Here is a 17498-nt window from a genome sequence, read left to right on the forward strand (position 1 = left end):
ACTTACCTCGCCTTCGCGGGGTTTTTTTATGCGCACACGACCGCTTTGGAGATTTCCATGACCGAGCCGAGCTCGATTGCAGCCTCTGCAGTACCGAGCCTCCTCGGCATCACTGCGGCTTCCATGATCCCCGGCGTTGACATCAGCGCCGTGATCGGCGCCTGCGGCGGCGCGCTCTTCTTCGTGACCTGGGCTCGTGACCTGTCCATCTGGGCACGACTCGGCTACCTGGTGGTCTCTTGGATCGGTGGTTACTTCGTTGCGACCGAGATGGTCGGGCGAGGCGTTACCACGTTCAGTGGGCTCCCGGCGCTGGTCGCCGCTGCCCTGATCGTTACGCTGCTGATCAGCGTGGCCGAGTGGGTGAAGGGCGGGCAGATGCCGAGCTGGATACGCGCGGCTCTGTCCTGGGCTCGCCACGCGCTGGGCCGCCCTGGTTCCGGAGGCACCAATGACTAGCACCCCTCTCGACCCCTGGGCAGCAGTTGCTGCAGTCACCTGCGGCGCCTTCTGCCTGCGCATCGTCTTCTGGAGGCCTGACGGGCACCAGTACAAGCTCGTCCCGTCCCTGATGGCCTGGCTGCTGGCGTTCCTCTCCGGCGGCTACGGCCTGTCGGTGTTGCTCCACTCGGTGTACGGCATGCCGGTGGATCCGGTCTCGCCGTTGCTGGTGGGCCTGCTGGTGGTGCTGACCATTCAGCTGTACCGGGCACGCGGCAACGTCGCGGCTCTTCTTCGTGTGGATTGGGAGCGCCCATGGTCCGGAATCGAGCGACGCAGGGGGCAGACGCTGTAACCCGGCGACCCCTCCCGCCTGCCCGCATAGGGCATATCCCCGACGGTGGCCGCTGGCCGGCCGACCTGGTGCCAGCGCCTGAGCTGCGCGAGTGGGTGATGGCCACCTTCATCCGCGAAGGGGCCAGGCTGTTCAACGAAGACCACGCCCACTTGGCAGAGGCTGACCTTGAATTCATGTGGGCCAGCACGACCTACCGCAAGGCCGGCCGCATGGTGCTGGGCCAGGCCGAACAGGTGGCGTTCCGTGTTGGGGGCTGGCAGCGCGCCCGGGGCGAGCAGCAGATGGGGGAATGGTTCGGCCGCGTGCCCGACATCGTCATCACCCTGGCCGCCGACTACAGCACCATCTGTTCCGACGCCGACTTCTGCGCCCTGGTGGAGCACGAGCTGTACCACGTCGCCCAGGCGCTGGATGAATACGGCGCACCCAAGTTCACCGACGCCGGCCTGCCGAAGCTCACGCTCCGCGGCCACGATGTGGAGGAGTTCGTCGGCGTTGTCCGGCGCTACGGCCCCACCCACGAAGTCCAGCGGCTCATCGAGGCCGCCGGCAACCCGCCAGAGGTGGGTTTGACCAACATCGCGAGGGCCTGCGGAACCTGTCTCCTCAAGTCGGCCTGATCCCCTGACAGGTTTTGACGGACGACCCCCTATGGCAGCGCTTAACGGCGAGGTGAAAGCGTTCATCGTGCAGGCGCTCGCCTGTTTCGACACGCCATCGCAGGTGGCCGAGCAGGTCAAGAAGGACTACGGCATCGAGGTCAGCCGCCAGCAGGTGGAGTCGCACGACCCGACCAAGTACGCCGGCCGAGGCCTGGCGAAGAAGTGGGTGGAGCTGTTCCACCACTGCCGGCAGCAGTTCCGGGAGCAGACCGCCGACATTGCGATCGCGAACCGCGCCTACCGGCTGCGCGCGCTGGGGCGCTTCGTGGAGAAGGCCGAGGGCATGCGCAACATCTCCTTGGCCATGCAGGCCCTGGAGCAGGCCGCCAAGGAGTGCGGCGACATGTACGTGAACCGCCAGGCTCGGGCCGAGACGCCTCCTGACGATGTGCCCCCGTCGTCCGTAGAGGTGACCATCGTCGACGCGAGCGCGAGGAAGCCAGACGATGCCGACGCTTAACGTCCCGCAGGGCCGCTTCCTGCAGCTGCCGCACAAGTTCCGCGGCTTCGTCGCCGGGTTCGGCTCGGGCAAGACCTGGGTAGGGTGCGCGGGCCTCCTGCAGCACGTGCTGAAGTGGCCAGGCATCGACAGCGGCTACTTCGCGCCGACCTACCCGCAGATCCGCGACATCTTCTTCCCCACCATCGAGGAGGTGGCGCACGACTGGGGCGTGAAGGTCCGTGTGAAGGTGAGCGACAAGGAGGTCGACTACTACTGGGGCGGCCGCTACCGCAGCACCACCATATGCCGGTCGATGGACAACCCTTCGACCATCGTCGGCTTCAAGATCGGACACGCCCTGGTCGACGAGCTAGACGTGCTTGCGCTGGCGAAGGCCCAGCACGCCTGGCGCAAGATCATTGCGCGCATGCGCTTCAAGGTCGACGGGCTGAAGAACGGGGTGGATGTCACCACGACGCCCGAGGGCTTCAAGTTCGTCTATCAGCAGTTCGTGAAGGGGATACGCGAGAAGCCGCACCTGTCCTCGCTGTACGGCCTGGTCCAGGCCTCCACGTTCCAGAACGAACTCAACCTGCCGGCGGACTACATCCCGTCGCTGATGGAGTCCTACCCCGAGCAGCTGATCAGGGCTTACCTGAACGGCCAGTTCGTCAACCTGACGGCGGGGACCATCTACACCGCCTACGACAGGGCGCTGAACGCCAGCAAGGAGACCGTCCAGGCCGGCGAGCCCATTTTCGTCGGCATGGACTTCAACGTCGGGAAGATGTCCGCAATCGTCCACGTGAAGCGCCTGGGCCTGCCCCATGCGGTCGACGAGATCGTGAACGGCTACGACACCCCGGACATGGTCCGCCAGCTGAAGGAGCGCTACTGGCTCTTCGACGGCAAGGACTACCGCAACACGCGGCAGATCCGCATCTACCCCGACGCCTCGGGCGACTCGCGCAAGTCGGTCAATGCAAGCCTCACCGACATCGCTCTCCTGAAGCAGGCGGGCTTCAGCGTGCACGCCCCGGACGCCAACCCCCCGGTCAAGGACCGCATCAACTGCATGAACGCCATGTTCCGCAACGCGCAGGGCCAGCGGCGCTACCTCGTGAACGCCGATCGCTGCCCGACCTACGCCGACGACCTGGAGCAGCAGGTGTGGGGCGACAACGGCGAGCCGGACAAGAAGGCCGGCAACGACCACCGGCCTGACGCCGGCGGCTACTTCATCCACCACGAGTACCCCATCAAGCGGTACTCACTCGCAGGGGTCTCCTGATGGGCGCGTTCCGCTTCCTCACCGACAAGCTGGTCAACCTGGTGGCGAACCTGGGCACCGGCCGCGACAAGGCGTCGGGCTCCGTGTATGCGCCGACGTTCCTCTCCGACCAGGAGCTGGTCAACGCCTACCGGGGCGCCTGGCTGCCGCGCAAGATCGTCGACATCCCGGCCCTCGACGCCACTCGCAAGTGGCGCAAATGGCAGGCCGACAAATCCCAGATCGAGAAGATCGAGGCAACCGAAACGCGCCTGCACCTGCGCAGCAAGGTACGCACTGCGATGATTCGGGGGCGGCTGTTCGGCGGGGCGGCGATCTTCATCGGGACCGGTGACCGCGACACCTCGCTGCCGCTGGACCCCTCGCGCATTGGCCCGGGTGGGCTGAAGTACCTCACCGTCATGAACAGGCGGCAGCTCAGCCCGACGGAGATCGAGAAAGACCCGGCTTCGGACCTGTTCGGGAAGCCCAAGGCCTACCGCCTGGCCGACAGCGCGGTCGACATCCACCCGTCGCGGCTGGTGCTGTTCCAGGGCGCCGAGCATCCCGACCCGGAGATGTGCGAGGCCAGCCACTACGGGTGGGGCGATTCGGTGTTGCAGGCGCTGTTCGAGGCCGTGAAGCAGTCCGACAGCACCATGGGCAACGTCGCCAGCCTGGTATTCGAGGCCAAAGTCGACGTCATCAAGATTCCCGACTTCATGGATCAGCTCCAAGACCCCGAATTTGAGCGGCGCGTGATGGAGCGTATCCACCTGGCCGCCACGGCGAAGGGCATCAACGGCACGCTGCTGCTCGACGCCGACGAGGACTACGAGACGAAGCAGGCCAGCTTCAGCGGCCTCCCCGATGTGATCGACAGGTTCTTGCAACAGGTGTCGGGCGCCGCTGACATCCCCGCCACGCGGCTGCTCGGCCAAGCACCGGCCGGACTGAACGCGACGGGGGAAGCGGACCTGCGCAACTACTACGACCGCATCCAGGCCGCCCAGGAGCTGGATCTTGGCCCGGGCATGACGGTGCTCGACGAGTGTCTGCTGCGCTCCTCGCTGGGCACGCGCCCGGCAGAGGTCCATTACGTATGGGCACCGCTGTGGCAGCCAACGGCTACCGAGCGATCCGAGAACGGCAAGCGCACCGCCGAGACGATCAAGATTCTGGCCGAAACCAAGCTGTTCCCCGGCGACGCACTGAGCCAGGCCGCCGCGACGGTGCTGGTGGAGGAGAGCGTGCTGCCGGGCCTGGAAGCCGCCCTGGACGAGTTCGGCACCGAGCTGCCCGACGAGGAGGAAGGCGAAGAGGAGGGCGAGGCCCTGCCGAATCAGCGGCGGACAGCAGTCACCGATGCTGCGCCCCGGTCGCTCTACGTTTCGCGCCAGGTGCTCAACGCCGACGAGTTGCTGGCATGGGCTGCGGCGCAGGGCTTCGGCACCACCTTGGCCGCCGATGACCTGCACGTGACGATCGCCTACAGCCGGCAGGCCGTGAACTGGATGGCCGTCGGCAGCTCCTGGGGGGATCAGAACGGCGAGCTGCTGGTGCATCCCGGCGGGGCGCGCCTGGTCGAGCCCCTGGGCGGCGAGGGCGCGGTCGTCCTGCTGTTCAACTGCTCGGAACTGACCTGGCGACACATGACTATCCGTGAGGCTGGCGCCTCCTGGGACTACGCCGAGTACCAGCCCCACATCACCATCACCTACGACGCCGGCGAGCTGGACCTGGCCAAGGTCGTGCCGTATCGCGGCCGCATCCTGCTGGGCCCCGAGGTGTTCGAGGAACTCAACCCCGCCAAGGCGTACACCGCCAAAGAGGACTGACATGCTGCTGTACGACTCCGTCCCAGTGTCTGGTGTTCGCCGGACCGCTGACGGCTACCTCGTGGCCAACGCAAGGGTAGCCCGCACCGGCATCCAGGAATACCTGGGTTCCGAGCTTGACCGCCCCGACATGCCCATCGTGCGCGTCTACCGGCCTCCCGAGTCGGTGTTCCACAAAGACGCCATGCACTCCTACGCCCACCGGCCCATAACCAATGGCCACCCCGGAACCGACGTCAACTCCGAGAACTGGAAGGAGTTAGCGGTAGGGCAGACCGGCGGCGAGGTACTGCGCGACGGCGATTTCGTCCGTGTGCCGCTGGTGCTGATGGATGCGGAAGCGATCCGCGATTACGAGGCCGGGAAGCGCGAGCTTTCCATGGGCTACACCGCCGAAGTGATCTTCAAGGATGGGTTTACGCCCGCCGGCGAACCCTACGACGCCTACCTAGGCCCCATGACCATGAACCATCTCAGCCAAGAGCATCGCGCTCGGGGCGGCGAGCAACTGCGCATCGGGGATCAGCGCGCCCCCGTCGCTGATCCAACCGCGCAATCAACCCCAACAGGAGGCCATGACATGGCTGAAGCACTCCGCAAAATCCTGGTCGACGGCCTCACCATCGAGGTAACCGAGCAGGGCGAACAGGTGATCGAGAAGCTGAAGAAGCAGCTCAGCGACGCCGGATTCCAACTGAAGTCCGTCAACGACAGCCACGCAACCGTGCTGGCTGCCAAGGACACCGAGCTGGCCAAGAAGGACGCCGAAATCGACGCCCTGAAGGGCAAGCAGCTCAGCGACGCCGACATCGACAAGCGTGTGCAAGAGCGCGCCGACCTGATCGCCAAGGCGAAGCAGATCGCCGACGGCGACTATACCGGCAAGTCGGCCGACGAGATCCGCAAGGCCGCGGTGGTGGCCAAGCTCGGCGATGCGGCGATCGCTGACAAGGGTGATGCCTACATCTCCGCCCGCTTCGACATCCTGCTCGAAGACGCTGGCGGCCCCGACCCGGTCCGTTCGCACTTCCGCGCGCAGGACAGCAAGCCCCGTAATCCGAGCGACAACGGTCAATCGGCCTATGAGCAGCGTCTGCAGGACGCCTGGAAAACTGGAGGTGCCAAGTAATGGCCGTTCAAGACACCTACTCGGAAAACATGCGCCCCGCGGTCCCCGGCCAGCTGGTGGACTCGTCTCCGAAAACCCTCATCTCCCGCACCGTCGAGGATGCCAATGGCATCGGCTTCGGTCTCCCTGCCTTCCAGGGCACCAGTGACAAGGGCATCAAGAACTCGGGCACCGCAACTCAGTTTGTCGGCATCACCGTACGAGAGCGCTCGCTGCGTGCCGAAGCCGACGGCTTCAAGCAATACGACTCTGCCCGCTTGATCACCGAAGGCCCCGTCTGGGTTGCAGCACCGGGCGCCGTTAGCGCCGGTGGAACCGTAACCCTGGGGGGCGTACTGATCCCCGGCGCTCGCTATGACACCAGCACCACTGCCGCCGGCCAGGTCGTCCAAGTTCGCCTTGGCGTCGTGTCTGCCCCCGCCCCGTAATCGGCCACCAAACAGGAGCCAACCATGACTTACCGACTGCTCGACGCCCAGGCCGCACTGGGCTTCGTTACTGCGCAGACCTCGCACATCGAGCGCCAGGTCAACGAAACCGTGTACCCCGAAATCCAGTATCCCGGCCTGGTGCCGGTGGATACCTCCGCCCATCCGTGGGCGAAGACCGTCACCTACTACTCCTCCGACAAGTACGGTAAGGCCGACTGGATCAACGGCAACGCCGACGACATCCCGATGGCCGGAACCGACATGGCCAAGCACGAAACCGCCGTTCACATGGCGGGTATCGGCTACGGCTACGGCCTGGAAGAGATCAGCCAGGCGGAATGGCTCGGCATCAACCTGCCGGGGCTTGACGCGGCGGCTGCGCGTCGCGCCTACGAAGAGATGGTCGACCAGGTCGCGCTGTACGGTGATGCCCGCAAAGGCTTCGTAGGCCTGACCAACGCCCCGACCGTTACTGCTGCCGCTGCCACCACTGGCGACTGGGACAGTGCCACCCCCGGGCAGATCCTCGGCGACGTGAACAAGGCGCTGGCAGGTCAATACGCTGGCACTCTTTACACCGGCCTGGCTGACACCCTGCTGATGCCTTACAGCAAGTTCCTGCACGTCAGCACCACGCCGCTGAATGACAACGGCACCGACACCATTCTGTCCTGGCTGAAGGAAAAGAACGTGTACACCGCGCAGACCGGTCTGCCGCTGACCATTCGTGCCATGCGCCGCCTGGACACTGCTGGTGCCGGGAACACTGCCCGCATGGTCGCCTATCGCCGTGACCCCAACGTGGTGAAGATCCACATCCCGATGCCGCACCGCTTCTTGAAGCCCTACGACGCGGGCCCGCTGCGCATCGAGATCCCCGGCATCTTCCGACTTGGCGGCACCGACGTGCGCCGTCCGAAAGAAATGCTCTACGTCGACGGCCTGTAAGGAGGGCATGACATGGCACAGGTAACCAACAACGGCAACGTCACCCCGATCGGCCTGCCGAATGGCGTACTGGTCCCGCCCCAACAGACCGTCGAAGTCGACGGCGATGTCTGGGACAAGATCAAGGCCCACAAGGTCATCGCTTTCTACCTCAAGCACAGCTTGCTGTCGGCCGTGACCACGGAAGGCGATGGTCCCGCCGACGGCTACACCCGCGAGCAGCTGGTGGCTCGGCTGGTAGAACTGGGCGCCACCCCGGGGCCCACCTCCAAGGACGAGACTCTGCGCAAGAAGCTCGCCGAGCTGCTGACCGCCAAGCTCAAGGAGCTGGGTGTGCCGGTGGCCGACGAGGGCGTCTCGCTGGCTGAGCTGGACGCCGCCTACACCACCGCTACCACCAAAGCGGACTCGTAATACCCCACCAGCCAGGACGGCGACACCAGGCCATGGATGGCCACCTATTCGAGACACGACGATGCCTGACTACTACGGAACCCTTGCCGGCGCCGAGGCCTACCATGTTGCGCGCGGCAATGCCGCGTGGACCGGCGAAGATGCGGTGCTGCAGGCCGCCCTGGTGCGCGCGTCGTCGTTCGTTGACGGGCTCGGCACCAGGCTGCCAATGCCTGGTAAGGCCGTGCTGGCGTTCCCCGGCCACAAGGTCGGCGGGCGCTCGCAACTGCTGCAGTGGCCGCGCGCTGGTGCGATCGATCGTAACGGCGACGCAATCGACCCCGGGCAGGTGCCGGTCGAAGTGGAATACGCCACCTACGAGGCGGCTCTACGCGAGCTGACCGCCCCCGGCAGCCTGCGGCCGGACTTCGTGCGCGCCGGGGCGGTGAAGCGCGAGAAGGTGGGCCCGCTGGAAACTGAGTTCTTCGACAACTCCGACGCCGGTGCCGATGCGGTACTGCCGGTGCTGGCCACCGTGGACCAGCTGCTGGCCCCGCTGATGATGCGGCGCAGCCTGGCGCCCGCGGTGCGCGTCGTATGACCGCCCAGGAGATCCTGCGGCAGATCGAAGCGCTTGAGCCCGGGCTGGAGCGCGCCTACCTGGACAGCGTCCGCCGCACCGTGGACGCGGCCACCGTCGCACAGGTCGAGCAACTGCTGGCGGATGACGACGAGGAAGGCCTGGTCGCGCTGCTGGCGCTCGGTGCACTGGCGCTGCTGGTGGAGCTGGTGCGAGCCGCCTACGTTGCCGGCGGCCGCTACGAAATGGCGGTGCTGGTGCTGCCGCGCAGCGTTCGCTCTGTGGTTGGACGGGCCGAGTTCGACCAGACCCTGCGACCGGTCGACGCCTGGGTTGGACGCCAGGTTGGCGAGGTCCGGCAGGCTGCTGCCGATGGTGTCCGTGAAGCGATCCGCGCCGCCGTGTCGTCCCGCCGGACCATCTCGGGCGCGCTACCTGCTCGCCAGGCCGCTCTCGACCTGCTGGGGCGTGTGAGCGCTCAGACCGGCCAGCGAACCGGCGGCACCGTCGGCCTGCCGGGGAACATGGCGCGCTATGTCGCCAAGGCACGGGAGCAACTGCTCAGCGGTGACCCGGCTCAGCTCGCGGCCTTCCTGAAGCGCTCTAGGCGCGACCGGCGCCAGGACGGCATCGTCACGCGCGCCATCAAGGCGGGCAAACCGGTCAGTGCCGCGGACACCGAACGCATCGTTGGGCGCTACGCCGATCGCCTGATGCGCACCCACGTTGACCAGCTGTCGAAGGGGCTCGCTCACGAATCCTTCAACGCCGGCCGCCAACGGGCGTGGGAGCAGCTGGTGGAGCAGGGCCTGCCCCTGGACCTGGTGACCAAGGACTGGTCGGACCGCGCGGACGAGAAGGTCCGGGTGAGCCATCGCGCGATGCGCGGCCAGGTAGTGCACCTGCACGAGCCTTTCCGCGCGCCAAGCGGCGCGTTGCTGATGTACCCCGGCGATACCTCCCTCGGCGCCGGCGAGGACGAAACAGCGGGCTGCCGCTGCATCTGCATCTACCAACTGAAGGTCTGAACATGGCTGACATCTACGACCGCGGCCGCAAGATGGCTGCGAGCATGCTTGCGCCCCGCAGTAAGGGCGGGAAGGGCCTGGAGATGGTCCTGCGCGTCACCGGGCCCGCTGGCAAATACGACCCCGAGGCGGGAGGCGCTGGCCAGGTCAGCGTCGACCACAACGGCTCAGCAGTTCGGGCCGACTACGACCAGGAGGACATCGACGGCACGGCCATCAGGGTCGGAGACGTCAAGTTCCTGGTATCGCCGGTGAAGCTCGACGGCAGCGACCTGCCGAAGCCCAAGACCAAGGACCGCATCACCTTCGCGGGCACGACCTACAACGTCGAGCACTGCAAGCCCTGGGACTACGCCGGCCTTGCCTGCGGGTACGAGGTGCAGGCGAGGGAGCTGTAATGGCCAGCCGTTATGCCGGCCTGCAGGGCAGTTTCTCCCAGCAGCTGCAACGGTTCGCCGAGCAGGCCCTCGACGACATGGACGAGGTGTTCCGCCGCGTGGTGATCGAGATCGGCACCACGGTGATTCGGCTGTCCCCGGTGGACACCGGGCGCTTCCGGGGGAACTGGCAGTTCACCATCGACCAACCGGCCGCCGCCAGCCTCAACACCTTCGACAAGGAGGGGCACGAGACCATCGCCCGCCTCGTGGCCGACGTGCAGCACCTCAGCTTCGGCCAGACCGCTTACCTGGTGAATAACCTGGTCTACGCGATCCCGCTCGAGTACGGGCACAGCAGCCAGGCGCCCACCGGCATGGTGCGGGTAACCCTGGCCATCTTCCAGCACATTGTCGACGAGGCAATCCGAGAGGTCACGTCATGAGCCACGCACGCGCACGACGCGCTATCGAGGCGCTTCTGGCGCCTTGGGCTGAGGCCCGGCCGATCGAAGTAGCCTTCGGCGCCGATCCCTTTACACCACCAAAGGGCGAGATCTACTTGCGCGCCTTCCTGCTGCCAGCCAGCACCCTGAGCCGCTACTTGGGCGGCGAGGCCTACGAGTACACCGGGGTCTACCAGGTCAGCATCGTGGTGCCCAATGGGCGCCCAGCAGCTGAGCCCGAGCAGCTGGTGGACGAGCTTGCGGACCTGTTCCCCGTCGACATGGCGCTCAGCAATGGCGGATTCGAGGGCCTGGTGCTCACGCCCGTTCACCCTGGGCCCAGCATCGTCGAGGGCACCACCTACACCGTTCCAACCAGCTTCACCTACCAGGGTGAGGCCGACAAATAGCCCGTCCGGGCGAACCCTCCGCCCCCGGGCGGGCAACCACGAGGAAACACACCATGGCCGCACGCTTCCCGCTGCCCAACGGCTCTGTGCTGGAGATCGCTTCCGCACTCAGCGCCGCTATTGCTTTTACCGCCATCACCAACGCCGCGCCGCCGGTGGTCACTTCTGACGACCACAACCTGCAGAACGGCGCCATCGTCATGCTCGAATCCGGCTGGGCTGGCATCACCGACCGCGCCGCTGCCGTCGCCAGCGTCACCGCTGACACCCTGGCGCTCGCGGGCCTGAAGACCACCAACCTGCAGAAGTTCACCGCCGGCGCTGGCCTCGGCAACCTGATCCCGGTCTCTACCTGGGTCCAGGTCTCGAAGGTCACCGCTTTCTCCGTCACCGGCGGGGACCAGAACTTCCTCACCGTGGGCTATCTGGAGGACGACGACGACCGCCAGGCACCTACCAACCGCAACCCCATCACGGTGTCGATCACCGTCGAGGACCAGCCGGCCGCCGCCTACGTCAACGTGGTGGAGGACTACAGCGACAACAAGGAATTGACGGTGCTTCGCCTGAAGCTGCCCAACGGTGACCAGCTCCTCTACCCGGGCTACGTGAGCATCACCAGCACCCCGACGATGGAACGGAACAACCTCATGACCCGAACCATCACCGTCGGCCTGTCGGGCCGCCCGGTGCGCATCAACGCCGCGTAAGGGGGCAGCATGGCCAAGTACAGCATTTCTCAAGACCCGACCTTCACCATCGACGTGACCATCCCACGCATCGGCGGCGAGCCGATCCAGGTGCCCTTCACCTTCCATTTCCTCGAACGCAGCAAGTTCGCGGCCTATGTCGACCGCAAGGATGAAGAGCGGCGCGCTGTATTCGAGTTGCTCAAGGACGGCAGCGTCTCCGTGGCGGATATCACCAAGCGCTCCACGGCCTTCCAGCTGCAGGAATTGAAGGTGGTGGTGAAGGACTGGGGCTTCGACGAGCCCTACAACGCGAAGAACCTGGCCGCCCTGGTCGGAGGCCTGGCCGCAGTGCCCGACGCGGTGTTGGCAGCCTTCGAAGGCGGCTACGCCCCGGCCCGCCTGGGAAACTGAGGGCGGCGGCGGCCCAGCTCTACCAGCCCCCGATCGATGCCGAATCCCTCGGCCTCCTGGGGCTGACGCTGGCCGACATCCCCGAGGAGACCCTGCAGGTGTACCCGGAAAACTGGGACGCCTTCCGGGTCTTCGAGACGATGCGGACGCAGTGGCGCACCGGTATGTGCGGTGCGACCGGTCTCGACTACACCGCCATCCCCGCCGTTTTTGACCTCCTCAACATCCCCGCCGATCGCCGGCAGCTCTTCGGTGACCTCCGTGTCATGGAGTTCGAAGCGCTGGACGTGATGGCAGAGCAACGCATCCAGGAATCCTCATGACCACTCCGTCCCTCGCTTCGCTGGGTATTCGCGTCGATTCGGCGGATGCCGCCGAAGCGGCCGAAAACCTTGACCGCCTGACGACTGCCGGCGCCGGTGCCGAGCAGGCGACGAAGCGGGTGGGGGAATCGGCTGAGGCTGCTGCTGCGCGCATCAAAGCCATGGTCGCGGCGTCGCTGGAAAGCAGCGACTACGCCAAGACCCTGTCGACCAACCTGGAGGCCGCTGCCGGGTCCATGGCGCGGGTTTCGAAGGAGTCCACGGACTGGGCTCGGTTCCAGGGCGAGATGGTCAATCGTGGCCGCGCGCTGGCGATGTCGGAAGAGCGAGTCGCCGCCCAGACCGCGAAGGCCTCCGGCGCATTTACCGACCAGGCCGCAGACCTGCAGAAGTTGCTCGGGCAAATCGACCCCACGGTGGCCGCCTATGGTCGCCTGGACGACATGCAAGAGCGCTTGGGCAGGTTCAAGGCGGCTGGCGTGCTGAGCCCGGCGGAATTCGCCGACTACAGCGCACGGATCGACCAGTCTCGCGCCGCGTTGGGCCAGTTCGACGACAAGCTGGCAAAGACCGGCATGACCGCAAAGGCCACCGCCGCCGCTCTGCGCAACGTGCCGGCTCAGCTGACCGACATCGTCGTGTCGCTGCAGGCCGGGCAATCGCCGCTGACCGTGTTCCTGCAGCAGGGCGGCCAGCTGAAAGACATGTTCGGCGGCATCGGGCCCGCAGCCCGCGCCCTTGGCGGCTACATCCTCGGCTTGGTGAACCCCTACACCCTGGCAGCGGCTGCAGTCGGTGCCTTGGCCGTGGCCTATTACCAGGGCAGTGAGGAGCAGGACAAGTTCCGCATCTCCCTGGAGAGCACCGGTAACGCGGCAGGCACTACCGTCGATCAGTTGGCCAGCATGGCGCAGCGGGTCGGCGACACCATAGGCACCACCGGCAAGGCTGCGAAGGTGCTGGCTGAGCTTGCTGGTACCGGCAAGGTAACCTCCGACGCCCTCGAAATGGCCGCCACGTCCGCTATCGCCTGGGAGAGGGCCGGCGTCCAGGCCGCATCGGTCACCATCGCCGAGTTCGCCAAGCTGGGCGAAGATCCGGTGAAGGGCGTTGTGACCCTGAACGAGAAATACAACTTCCTCACCGCCAGTGTGTTCGAACAGGTCCGCGCGCTGCAGGAGGAGGGCGATACCATCGGCGCCTCACGTGTTGCGTGGCACGCACTCAGCGACACAATCGACGAGCGATCCGAACGCATAAAGCAGAACCTGGGTGTCATCGAGCGAAGCTGGCAGGGTGTAACCGACGCAGCCAAGAGCGCCTTGGATGTGATGTTCGACATCGGGCGTGAGGTGCCCTACGACGACCGCATCGCCGACGTAGACCGTAGAATCGCACAGGCACAACAGGGCGGATTCGGCCTTTTCTCCAACCGTGAAGAATCGCTGAATCGCCTGCGCGAGCAGCGCGATGACTTGGTGTCTCGTCGCGATGCTGAGAAGGAGATTGCGGCACTTGATGGGTACTGGAAGGGAATTGATCGGGAGGGCAATAAAGCCTACGAGAACATCCAGAAGTCCCTGGATAGCACCGCCTCGAAGCAGCAGAAGCTGCAGAAAGCCTTGCTGGACAGCCAGCGGGAGATCAACAAGGCGCGCGCCGCCGGATACAAGATCACCGCCGACGAAGAAGCAGCGCTGGAGAAGCAGCTGCGCGAGAAGTACAAGGAGCGCACCCCGCGCACTCGCTCGGTCCGGAAGGATGCCGGCGACGCCCGCGTTTCAGCGATCGCCCGGGAGAATGCCGCGCTCACGGAGCAGCTGAGCAGCACCGAAAAGCTCAGCACTGCCGAGCGCGCCCTGGCGAAGTTCAACCAGGAAGTAGCCGACCTCAAGGAGCGGCACATCCTCACCGCCCAGCAGAAGCAGGTGCTGGCGAGTGAGGACGAGATCCGTGCCGAAATCCAGAAGCAAGTCGTGCTGCAGGAGCAGCTGCGGCTGCGCAGCGAGGCGATCAAGCTGGCCAGCTACCAGGCCAGCCTCGACGCCCAGCAGAGCCAGGCCCAGGACGGCATGCGGCTGCAGCTCGCCGGCATCGGCATGGGCGACCAGGCGCGGCAGCGCGCCCAGGAAACCCTGCGCATCCAGCAAGACTTCGAGCAGCAGAGCCGGCGCCTTCAGGAGCAGTTCAACCAGGGCCAGATCAGCCAGGGCCTGTACGACCAGGAAACCGAGGCCCTGCGCAGCGCGCTGGACCAGCGCCTGGCCATGCAAGAGGACTACTACGAGAAGCTGGACGCCGCCCAGGGTGACTGGACCAACGGCGTCCGCGCGGGCTTCGAGACCTACATGGAGAGCGCGCGGGATGCCGCGAGCCAGGCGAAGTCCTTCGTCACCAGCAGCTTCAACAACATGGAGGACGCCATCACGCAGTTCGTGGTGACCGGCAAGATGTCATTCGCCGACTTCACGAAGAGCGTCCTGGCTGACCTGGCGCGCATCGCAGCAAGGCAGGCCGTCACCGGGATCTTTTCGTCCATCGCTTCCAGTGCGATTGGGTCGATGGTGGGCGGCTACTTCAGCGGCGGTGCAGCTGCAGGCAGTACCAGTGCCGGCGCTACCACGTCCGGCTACACCGGCTCGTCCTTCGACAGTTGGGTCGCCGGCCAGCGCGCAGGCGGTGGCGACGTGTCGCCGAATTCCCTCTATGAGGTCAACGAGCTGGGCCCCGAGCTGCTGAACCAGAACGGCAAAACCTACCTCATGACCGGAGAGCAGGGAGGCAGCATCACGCCGCTTGGCCGCGGTGGTGCTGCTGCGGCCGCCGCTGCTGGCGGGGTCAACGTGACAGTCAACGCGCCGGTGACTGTGGTCACTCAGGACCGCACCGCCCAGGGCGGGGAACTGGACCAACAGGCCCTGGCGAACAACCTACAGAACCAGTTCAAGTCCGTTGCGGAGAAGGTCGTTGCCGATTCCTGGCGCCCTGGCGGCACGAGCTGGCGGAACGCGAGCGGGAGAGCGTAATGGCAGCACTTGAGACTTTCACCTGGCGTGTACAACGCGGAGACGATGGGCAGGAGGAGGGCACGGTGCGGTCCGCACAGTTCGGGGACGGCTACCGCCAGACGTCTGGTGACGGCTTGAACTCGGTGAACCAGACCTGGGCCGTCACCTGTACGGAACCGAAGGCGGCGGCGGCTCAGATGCGGTCGTTCATGAGGCGTCATCTTGGTCGCTCTTTCGCATGGACCAACCCATGGGGCGAAACCGGGCTTTATCAGTCATCCAGCTGGAGCTTCCGCTTTGTCGGCGGGGGCTTCGTGGTGTTCACCGCAAGGTTTGAGGAGGCGTTTCACCCATGATCCGGACCGATTTCCAGAAGCTGGAGCCCGGCAGCCTGGTGCAACTGATCGAGGTCGACTGCACGGCCTTCGGCGGCGATTTCCTGCGTTTCCACGGGCACAACATCGTGCTGCGCCCCGAGGATGTGGATGCCGCAGCCAACCCTCTCTATGCCGGCTCCCTGCAGTGGCTGGCGGGTGATTCCTCGCTGCTGATTGGCAGGACGACGGACCTGGCTGCAAGGTCCATCTGGTGGCAGGGCGAGGAGTATGGCGCCTGGCCTTGCCAGATCGAGGGCATCGAGGCAAGCGGCACAGGCTCGCCAGCAACGCCGACCCTATCCGTGGGCAACATCGACGGATCGATCAGCGCCGCGTGCCTCTACTTCGAAGACCTTCTGCAAGCCCAGGTGACCGTCCGGCACACCATGGCGCATTACCTGGACGCCGAGAACTTCGAAGGCGGCAACCCCGACGCTGACCCCACCCAAGAGTCGATCGACATCTGGTACGCCGACCGGAAGTCGCTGGAAACCAACGAGGTGGTGCAGTGGGAGCTGTCCAGCCCGGCCGACATGCAGGGGCAAACAATCCCGGGGCGAATTATCTCCGGCATCTGCGAATGGTGTGTCCGAGGCCGCTACCGAGGGCCGGAGTGCGGTTACACCGGCGCGGCGATGTTCGACGAGGATGGAAACCCCACTGACGATCCCGAGAAAGACCGGTGCTCGGGGCTGCTCTCCACCGGCTGCAAACCTCGATGGGGAGAGAACAATGAACTGCCGTTCGGGGGGTTCCCGGGCGCTTCACTCCTGCGGAGCAATTGACCATGCGCAAGCACATCCTGGCCGCCGTGCAACAGCACGCTGCGGCCGAATACCCACGCGAGTGTTGCGGCCTGGTGGTGGCCATCGGTCGTCGGCATGTGTACTTGCCGTGCGAGAACACTGCGGCGGATCCGGCCGAGGAGTTCCGCATCGCCCCGGAGGCCTATGCAGCTGCCGAAGACCAGGGCCAGGTCATCGGGGTGGTGCACAGCCATCCCGACGGCACCAGTCAGCCCTCGCCACGCGACGTGGCCGCCTGCAACTCGGGCGACTTGCCCTGGCACATCGTCAGTTGGCCCGAGGGTGACCTGCGCACCATCGCCCCCGAGGATGCGCCGCTCATTGGGCGGCACTTCGTGCACGGCACCGACCACGACTGCTACGGGCTGATCAGGGCCTGGTATCGGCAGGAGCGTGGCATCGAGCTGCCTAGGTTCCCGCACGACTGGCACTGGTGGGAGGGTGGGGCCGACCTCTACGTGACGCATTACCGCGACGCGGGCTTCGAGCAGGTGCTGGACGGCAGTTTGCAGGAGGGCGACGTCATCCTCATGCAGATTCAAGCCCGCCAGATCAACCACGGCGCGATCTACCTGGGCCAGGGCCATATCCTCCACCACCTGTACGGCCGGCCCTCCTGCCGCGATGTCTGGGGCGGCTACTGGCAGGAGCGGACGCGAATGGTGGTGCGATACACTGGGCCGAAATCAGCCATGGAGTGATACCTGATGCGCGTTCTTTTTCTCGGTTTGGCACTGGCGTTGGCAGCGGGATGCTCGACCAGCCCTGTGAGCGAAGGCGAGGCCGAGCGAGTACCATCGGAGCGGATCTATGCGAGCGACCTGGTAGGCAAGGCTCAAGGTGACCAAGCGTCGGTCCTGTTTCTGCGCGATACCGGCATACTTGGCGTTGGATGTACTCACGACATTTACGTCAACAATCGAAAGGTTTTTTCCATTCGAGCCGGCGAGGGAATCAGTCTCAAGCTACAGCCGGGCGAGTATTCGTTTCGGCTGGAAACCGGGGGAGGTGCGTGCCCCAACGTCGCGACCTCGCAGGATGCTAACTTGAAGCCTGCTGGCGCAATCGCCTACCGCATCCTGACCCCTTCTGATTTTGGGCTGCGGCTCACTCGCATCAAGTAAAAGG

The 17498-nt window shown here is 65.6% G+C and carries 23 protein-coding genes; all 23 read left to right on the plus strand.

Annotated elements, in window-relative coordinates; translation table 11 throughout:
* Window positions 1-57: 57 nt before the first annotated feature.
* The 23 genes from OEJ36_RS20615 (at window position 58) to OEJ36_RS20725 (ending at window position 17494) form a co-directional block, all read left to right on the plus strand.
* Window positions 58-459, plus strand: coding sequence for a phage holin family protein (locus tag OEJ36_RS20615; RefSeq protein WP_263403151.1), 402 nt, complete (start codon window positions 58-60; stop codon window positions 457-459).
* The gene (locus OEJ36_RS20620; RefSeq protein ID WP_263403152.1) at window positions 452-796 is read left to right on the plus strand and encodes a phage holin family protein; all 345 of its coding nucleotides are present in this window, start codon (window positions 452-454) and stop codon (window positions 794-796) included. The genes OEJ36_RS20615 and OEJ36_RS20620 overlap by 8 nt, the downstream gene beginning before the upstream one ends.
* Window positions 757-1419: a putative metallopeptidase gene (locus tag OEJ36_RS20625; protein ID WP_263403153.1), complete on the plus strand. Its 663-nt coding sequence runs from the start codon at window positions 757-759 to the stop codon at window positions 1417-1419. The genes OEJ36_RS20620 and OEJ36_RS20625 overlap by 40 nt, the downstream gene beginning before the upstream one ends.
* A 31-nt stretch (window positions 1420-1450) precedes the next feature.
* Window positions 1451-1921: a DUF2280 domain-containing protein gene (locus tag OEJ36_RS20630; RefSeq protein WP_263403154.1), complete on the plus strand. Its 471-nt coding sequence runs from the start codon at window positions 1451-1453 to the stop codon at window positions 1919-1921.
* Window positions 1908-3194 carry a terminase large subunit gene (locus OEJ36_RS20635; protein WP_263403155.1) on the plus strand — a complete coding sequence of 429 codons (1287 nt, stop codon included), beginning with the start codon at window positions 1908-1910 and terminating at the stop codon, window positions 3192-3194. The genes OEJ36_RS20630 and OEJ36_RS20635 overlap by 14 nt, the downstream gene beginning before the upstream one ends.
* Window positions 3194-5011, plus strand: a complete 1818-nt coding sequence (locus OEJ36_RS20640; RefSeq protein ID WP_263403156.1) for an anti-CBASS protein Acb1 family protein — start codon at window positions 3194-3196, stop codon at window positions 5009-5011. The genes OEJ36_RS20635 and OEJ36_RS20640 overlap by 1 nt, the downstream gene beginning before the upstream one ends.
* A gap of 1 nt (window position 5012) precedes the next feature.
* Window positions 5013-6140 carry a DUF2213 domain-containing protein gene (locus OEJ36_RS20645; RefSeq protein ID WP_263403157.1) on the plus strand — a complete coding sequence of 376 codons (1128 nt, stop codon included), beginning with the start codon at window positions 5013-5015 and terminating at the stop codon, window positions 6138-6140.
* Window positions 6140-6568 (plus strand): hypothetical protein, encoded by a 429-nt coding sequence (locus tag OEJ36_RS20650; RefSeq protein ID WP_263403158.1) that lies wholly within the window; start codon window positions 6140-6142, stop codon window positions 6566-6568. The genes OEJ36_RS20645 and OEJ36_RS20650 overlap by 1 nt, the downstream gene beginning before the upstream one ends.
* 24 nt (window positions 6569-6592) lie before the next feature.
* Window positions 6593-7519, plus strand: a complete 927-nt coding sequence (locus OEJ36_RS20655; RefSeq protein ID WP_263403159.1) for a DUF2184 domain-containing protein — start codon at window positions 6593-6595, stop codon at window positions 7517-7519.
* 12 nt (window positions 7520-7531) lie between these two features.
* Window positions 7532-7933 carry a hypothetical protein gene (locus OEJ36_RS20660; RefSeq protein WP_263403160.1) on the plus strand — a complete coding sequence of 134 codons (402 nt, stop codon included), beginning with the start codon at window positions 7532-7534 and terminating at the stop codon, window positions 7931-7933.
* A gap of 61 nt (window positions 7934-7994) precedes the next feature.
* Window positions 7995-8513, plus strand: coding sequence for a DnaT-like ssDNA-binding protein (locus tag OEJ36_RS20665; protein WP_263403161.1), 519 nt, complete (start codon window positions 7995-7997; stop codon window positions 8511-8513).
* Window positions 8510-9520: a hypothetical protein gene (locus OEJ36_RS20670; protein WP_263403162.1), complete on the plus strand. Its 1011-nt coding sequence runs from the start codon at window positions 8510-8512 to the stop codon at window positions 9518-9520. Before OEJ36_RS20665 ends, OEJ36_RS20670 begins: the two co-directional genes overlap by 4 nt.
* Window positions 9521-9522: 2 nt before the next feature.
* Window positions 9523-9918 (plus strand): hypothetical protein, encoded by a 396-nt coding sequence (locus OEJ36_RS20675; RefSeq protein ID WP_263403163.1) that lies wholly within the window; start codon window positions 9523-9525, stop codon window positions 9916-9918.
* On the plus strand, window positions 9918-10343 hold the full coding sequence (locus OEJ36_RS20680) for an HK97 gp10 family phage protein (protein ID WP_263403164.1): 426 nt from the start codon (window positions 9918-9920) through the stop codon (window positions 10341-10343). The genes OEJ36_RS20675 and OEJ36_RS20680 overlap by 1 nt, the downstream gene beginning before the upstream one ends.
* Window positions 10340-10753: a DUF4128 domain-containing protein gene (locus OEJ36_RS20685; protein ID WP_263403165.1), complete on the plus strand. Its 414-nt coding sequence runs from the start codon at window positions 10340-10342 to the stop codon at window positions 10751-10753. Before OEJ36_RS20680 ends, OEJ36_RS20685 begins: the two co-directional genes overlap by 4 nt.
* A gap of 53 nt (window positions 10754-10806) precedes the next feature.
* Complete coding sequence (locus OEJ36_RS20690) at window positions 10807-11463, plus strand: phage tail protein (RefSeq protein WP_263403166.1); 657 nt, start codon at window positions 10807-10809, stop codon at window positions 11461-11463.
* A gap of 9 nt (window positions 11464-11472) precedes the next feature.
* Window positions 11473-11856 carry a phage tail assembly chaperone gene (locus OEJ36_RS20695; RefSeq protein WP_263403167.1) on the plus strand — a complete coding sequence of 128 codons (384 nt, stop codon included), beginning with the start codon at window positions 11473-11475 and terminating at the stop codon, window positions 11854-11856.
* A gap of 68 nt (window positions 11857-11924) precedes the next feature.
* Entirely contained in the window at window positions 11925-12179 is a 255-nt protein-coding gene (locus OEJ36_RS20700; protein WP_317891596.1) for a DUF1799 domain-containing protein, read from the plus strand.
* Window positions 12176-15205, plus strand: a complete 3030-nt coding sequence (locus tag OEJ36_RS20705) for a phage tail tape measure protein (protein WP_263403168.1) — start codon at window positions 12176-12178, stop codon at window positions 15203-15205. Before OEJ36_RS20700 ends, OEJ36_RS20705 begins: the two co-directional genes overlap by 4 nt.
* Window positions 15205-15543, plus strand: a complete 339-nt coding sequence (locus OEJ36_RS20710) for a phage tail protein (RefSeq protein WP_263403169.1) — start codon at window positions 15205-15207, stop codon at window positions 15541-15543. Before OEJ36_RS20705 ends, OEJ36_RS20710 begins: the two co-directional genes overlap by 1 nt.
* On the plus strand, window positions 15540-16349 hold the full coding sequence (locus tag OEJ36_RS20715; protein ID WP_263403170.1) for a phage minor tail protein L: 810 nt from the start codon (window positions 15540-15542) through the stop codon (window positions 16347-16349). The genes OEJ36_RS20710 and OEJ36_RS20715 overlap by 4 nt, the downstream gene beginning before the upstream one ends.
* 2 nt (window positions 16350-16351) lie before the next feature.
* Entirely contained in the window at window positions 16352-17071 is a 720-nt protein-coding gene (locus OEJ36_RS20720; RefSeq protein WP_263403171.1) for a C40 family peptidase, read from the plus strand.
* A gap of 6 nt (window positions 17072-17077) precedes the next feature.
* On the plus strand, window positions 17078-17494 hold the full coding sequence (locus OEJ36_RS20725; protein WP_263403172.1) for a DUF2846 domain-containing protein: 417 nt from the start codon (window positions 17078-17080) through the stop codon (window positions 17492-17494).
* The last annotated feature ends 4 nt before the right edge of the window (window positions 17495-17498 follow it).

The sequence above is a fragment of the Pseudomonas sp. PDM13 genome, assembly GCF_025685765.1.
Taxonomy (GTDB): domain Bacteria; phylum Pseudomonadota; class Gammaproteobacteria; order Pseudomonadales; family Pseudomonadaceae; genus Metapseudomonas; species Metapseudomonas solani.

Excerpts from the sequence above, each read along its gene's own strand:
- OEJ36_RS20615 (WP_263403151.1), top strand. The coding sequence starts at position 58 with ATGACCGAGCCGAGCTCGATTGCAGCCTCTGCAGTACCGAGCCTCCTC.
- OEJ36_RS20620 (WP_263403152.1), top strand. The coding sequence starts at position 452 with ATGACTAGCACCCCTCTCGACCCCTGGGCAGCAGTTGCTGCAGTCACC.
- OEJ36_RS20625 (WP_263403153.1), top strand. The coding sequence starts at position 757 with ATGGTCCGGAATCGAGCGACGCAGGGGGCAGACGCTGTAACCCGGCGA.
- OEJ36_RS20630 (WP_263403154.1), top strand. The coding sequence starts at position 1,451 with ATGGCAGCGCTTAACGGCGAGGTGAAAGCGTTCATCGTGCAGGCGCTC.
- OEJ36_RS20635 (WP_263403155.1), top strand. The coding sequence starts at position 1,908 with ATGCCGACGCTTAACGTCCCGCAGGGCCGCTTCCTGCAGCTGCCGCAC.
- OEJ36_RS20640 (WP_263403156.1), top strand. The coding sequence starts at position 3,194 with ATGGGCGCGTTCCGCTTCCTCACCGACAAGCTGGTCAACCTGGTGGCG.
- OEJ36_RS20645 (WP_263403157.1), top strand. The coding sequence starts at position 5,013 with ATGCTGCTGTACGACTCCGTCCCAGTGTCTGGTGTTCGCCGGACCGCT.
- OEJ36_RS20650 (WP_263403158.1), top strand. The coding sequence starts at position 6,140 with ATGGCCGTTCAAGACACCTACTCGGAAAACATGCGCCCCGCGGTCCCC.
- OEJ36_RS20655 (WP_263403159.1), top strand. The coding sequence starts at position 6,593 with ATGACTTACCGACTGCTCGACGCCCAGGCCGCACTGGGCTTCGTTACT.
- OEJ36_RS20660 (WP_263403160.1), top strand. The coding sequence starts at position 7,532 with ATGGCACAGGTAACCAACAACGGCAACGTCACCCCGATCGGCCTGCCG.
- OEJ36_RS20665 (WP_263403161.1), top strand. The coding sequence starts at position 7,995 with ATGCCTGACTACTACGGAACCCTTGCCGGCGCCGAGGCCTACCATGTT.
- OEJ36_RS20670 (WP_263403162.1), top strand. The coding sequence starts at position 8,510 with ATGACCGCCCAGGAGATCCTGCGGCAGATCGAAGCGCTTGAGCCCGGG.
- OEJ36_RS20675 (WP_263403163.1), top strand. The coding sequence starts at position 9,523 with ATGGCTGACATCTACGACCGCGGCCGCAAGATGGCTGCGAGCATGCTT.
- OEJ36_RS20680 (WP_263403164.1), top strand. The coding sequence starts at position 9,918 with ATGGCCAGCCGTTATGCCGGCCTGCAGGGCAGTTTCTCCCAGCAGCTG.
- OEJ36_RS20685 (WP_263403165.1), top strand. The coding sequence starts at position 10,340 with ATGAGCCACGCACGCGCACGACGCGCTATCGAGGCGCTTCTGGCGCCT.
- OEJ36_RS20690 (WP_263403166.1), top strand. The coding sequence starts at position 10,807 with ATGGCCGCACGCTTCCCGCTGCCCAACGGCTCTGTGCTGGAGATCGCT.
- OEJ36_RS20695 (WP_263403167.1), top strand. The coding sequence starts at position 11,473 with ATGGCCAAGTACAGCATTTCTCAAGACCCGACCTTCACCATCGACGTG.
- OEJ36_RS20705 (WP_263403168.1), top strand. The coding sequence starts at position 12,176 with ATGACCACTCCGTCCCTCGCTTCGCTGGGTATTCGCGTCGATTCGGCG.
- OEJ36_RS20710 (WP_263403169.1), top strand. The coding sequence starts at position 15,205 with ATGGCAGCACTTGAGACTTTCACCTGGCGTGTACAACGCGGAGACGAT.
- OEJ36_RS20715 (WP_263403170.1), top strand. The coding sequence starts at position 15,540 with ATGATCCGGACCGATTTCCAGAAGCTGGAGCCCGGCAGCCTGGTGCAA.
- OEJ36_RS20720 (WP_263403171.1), top strand. The coding sequence starts at position 16,352 with ATGCGCAAGCACATCCTGGCCGCCGTGCAACAGCACGCTGCGGCCGAA.
- OEJ36_RS20725 (WP_263403172.1), top strand. The coding sequence starts at position 17,078 with ATGCGCGTTCTTTTTCTCGGTTTGGCACTGGCGTTGGCAGCGGGATGC.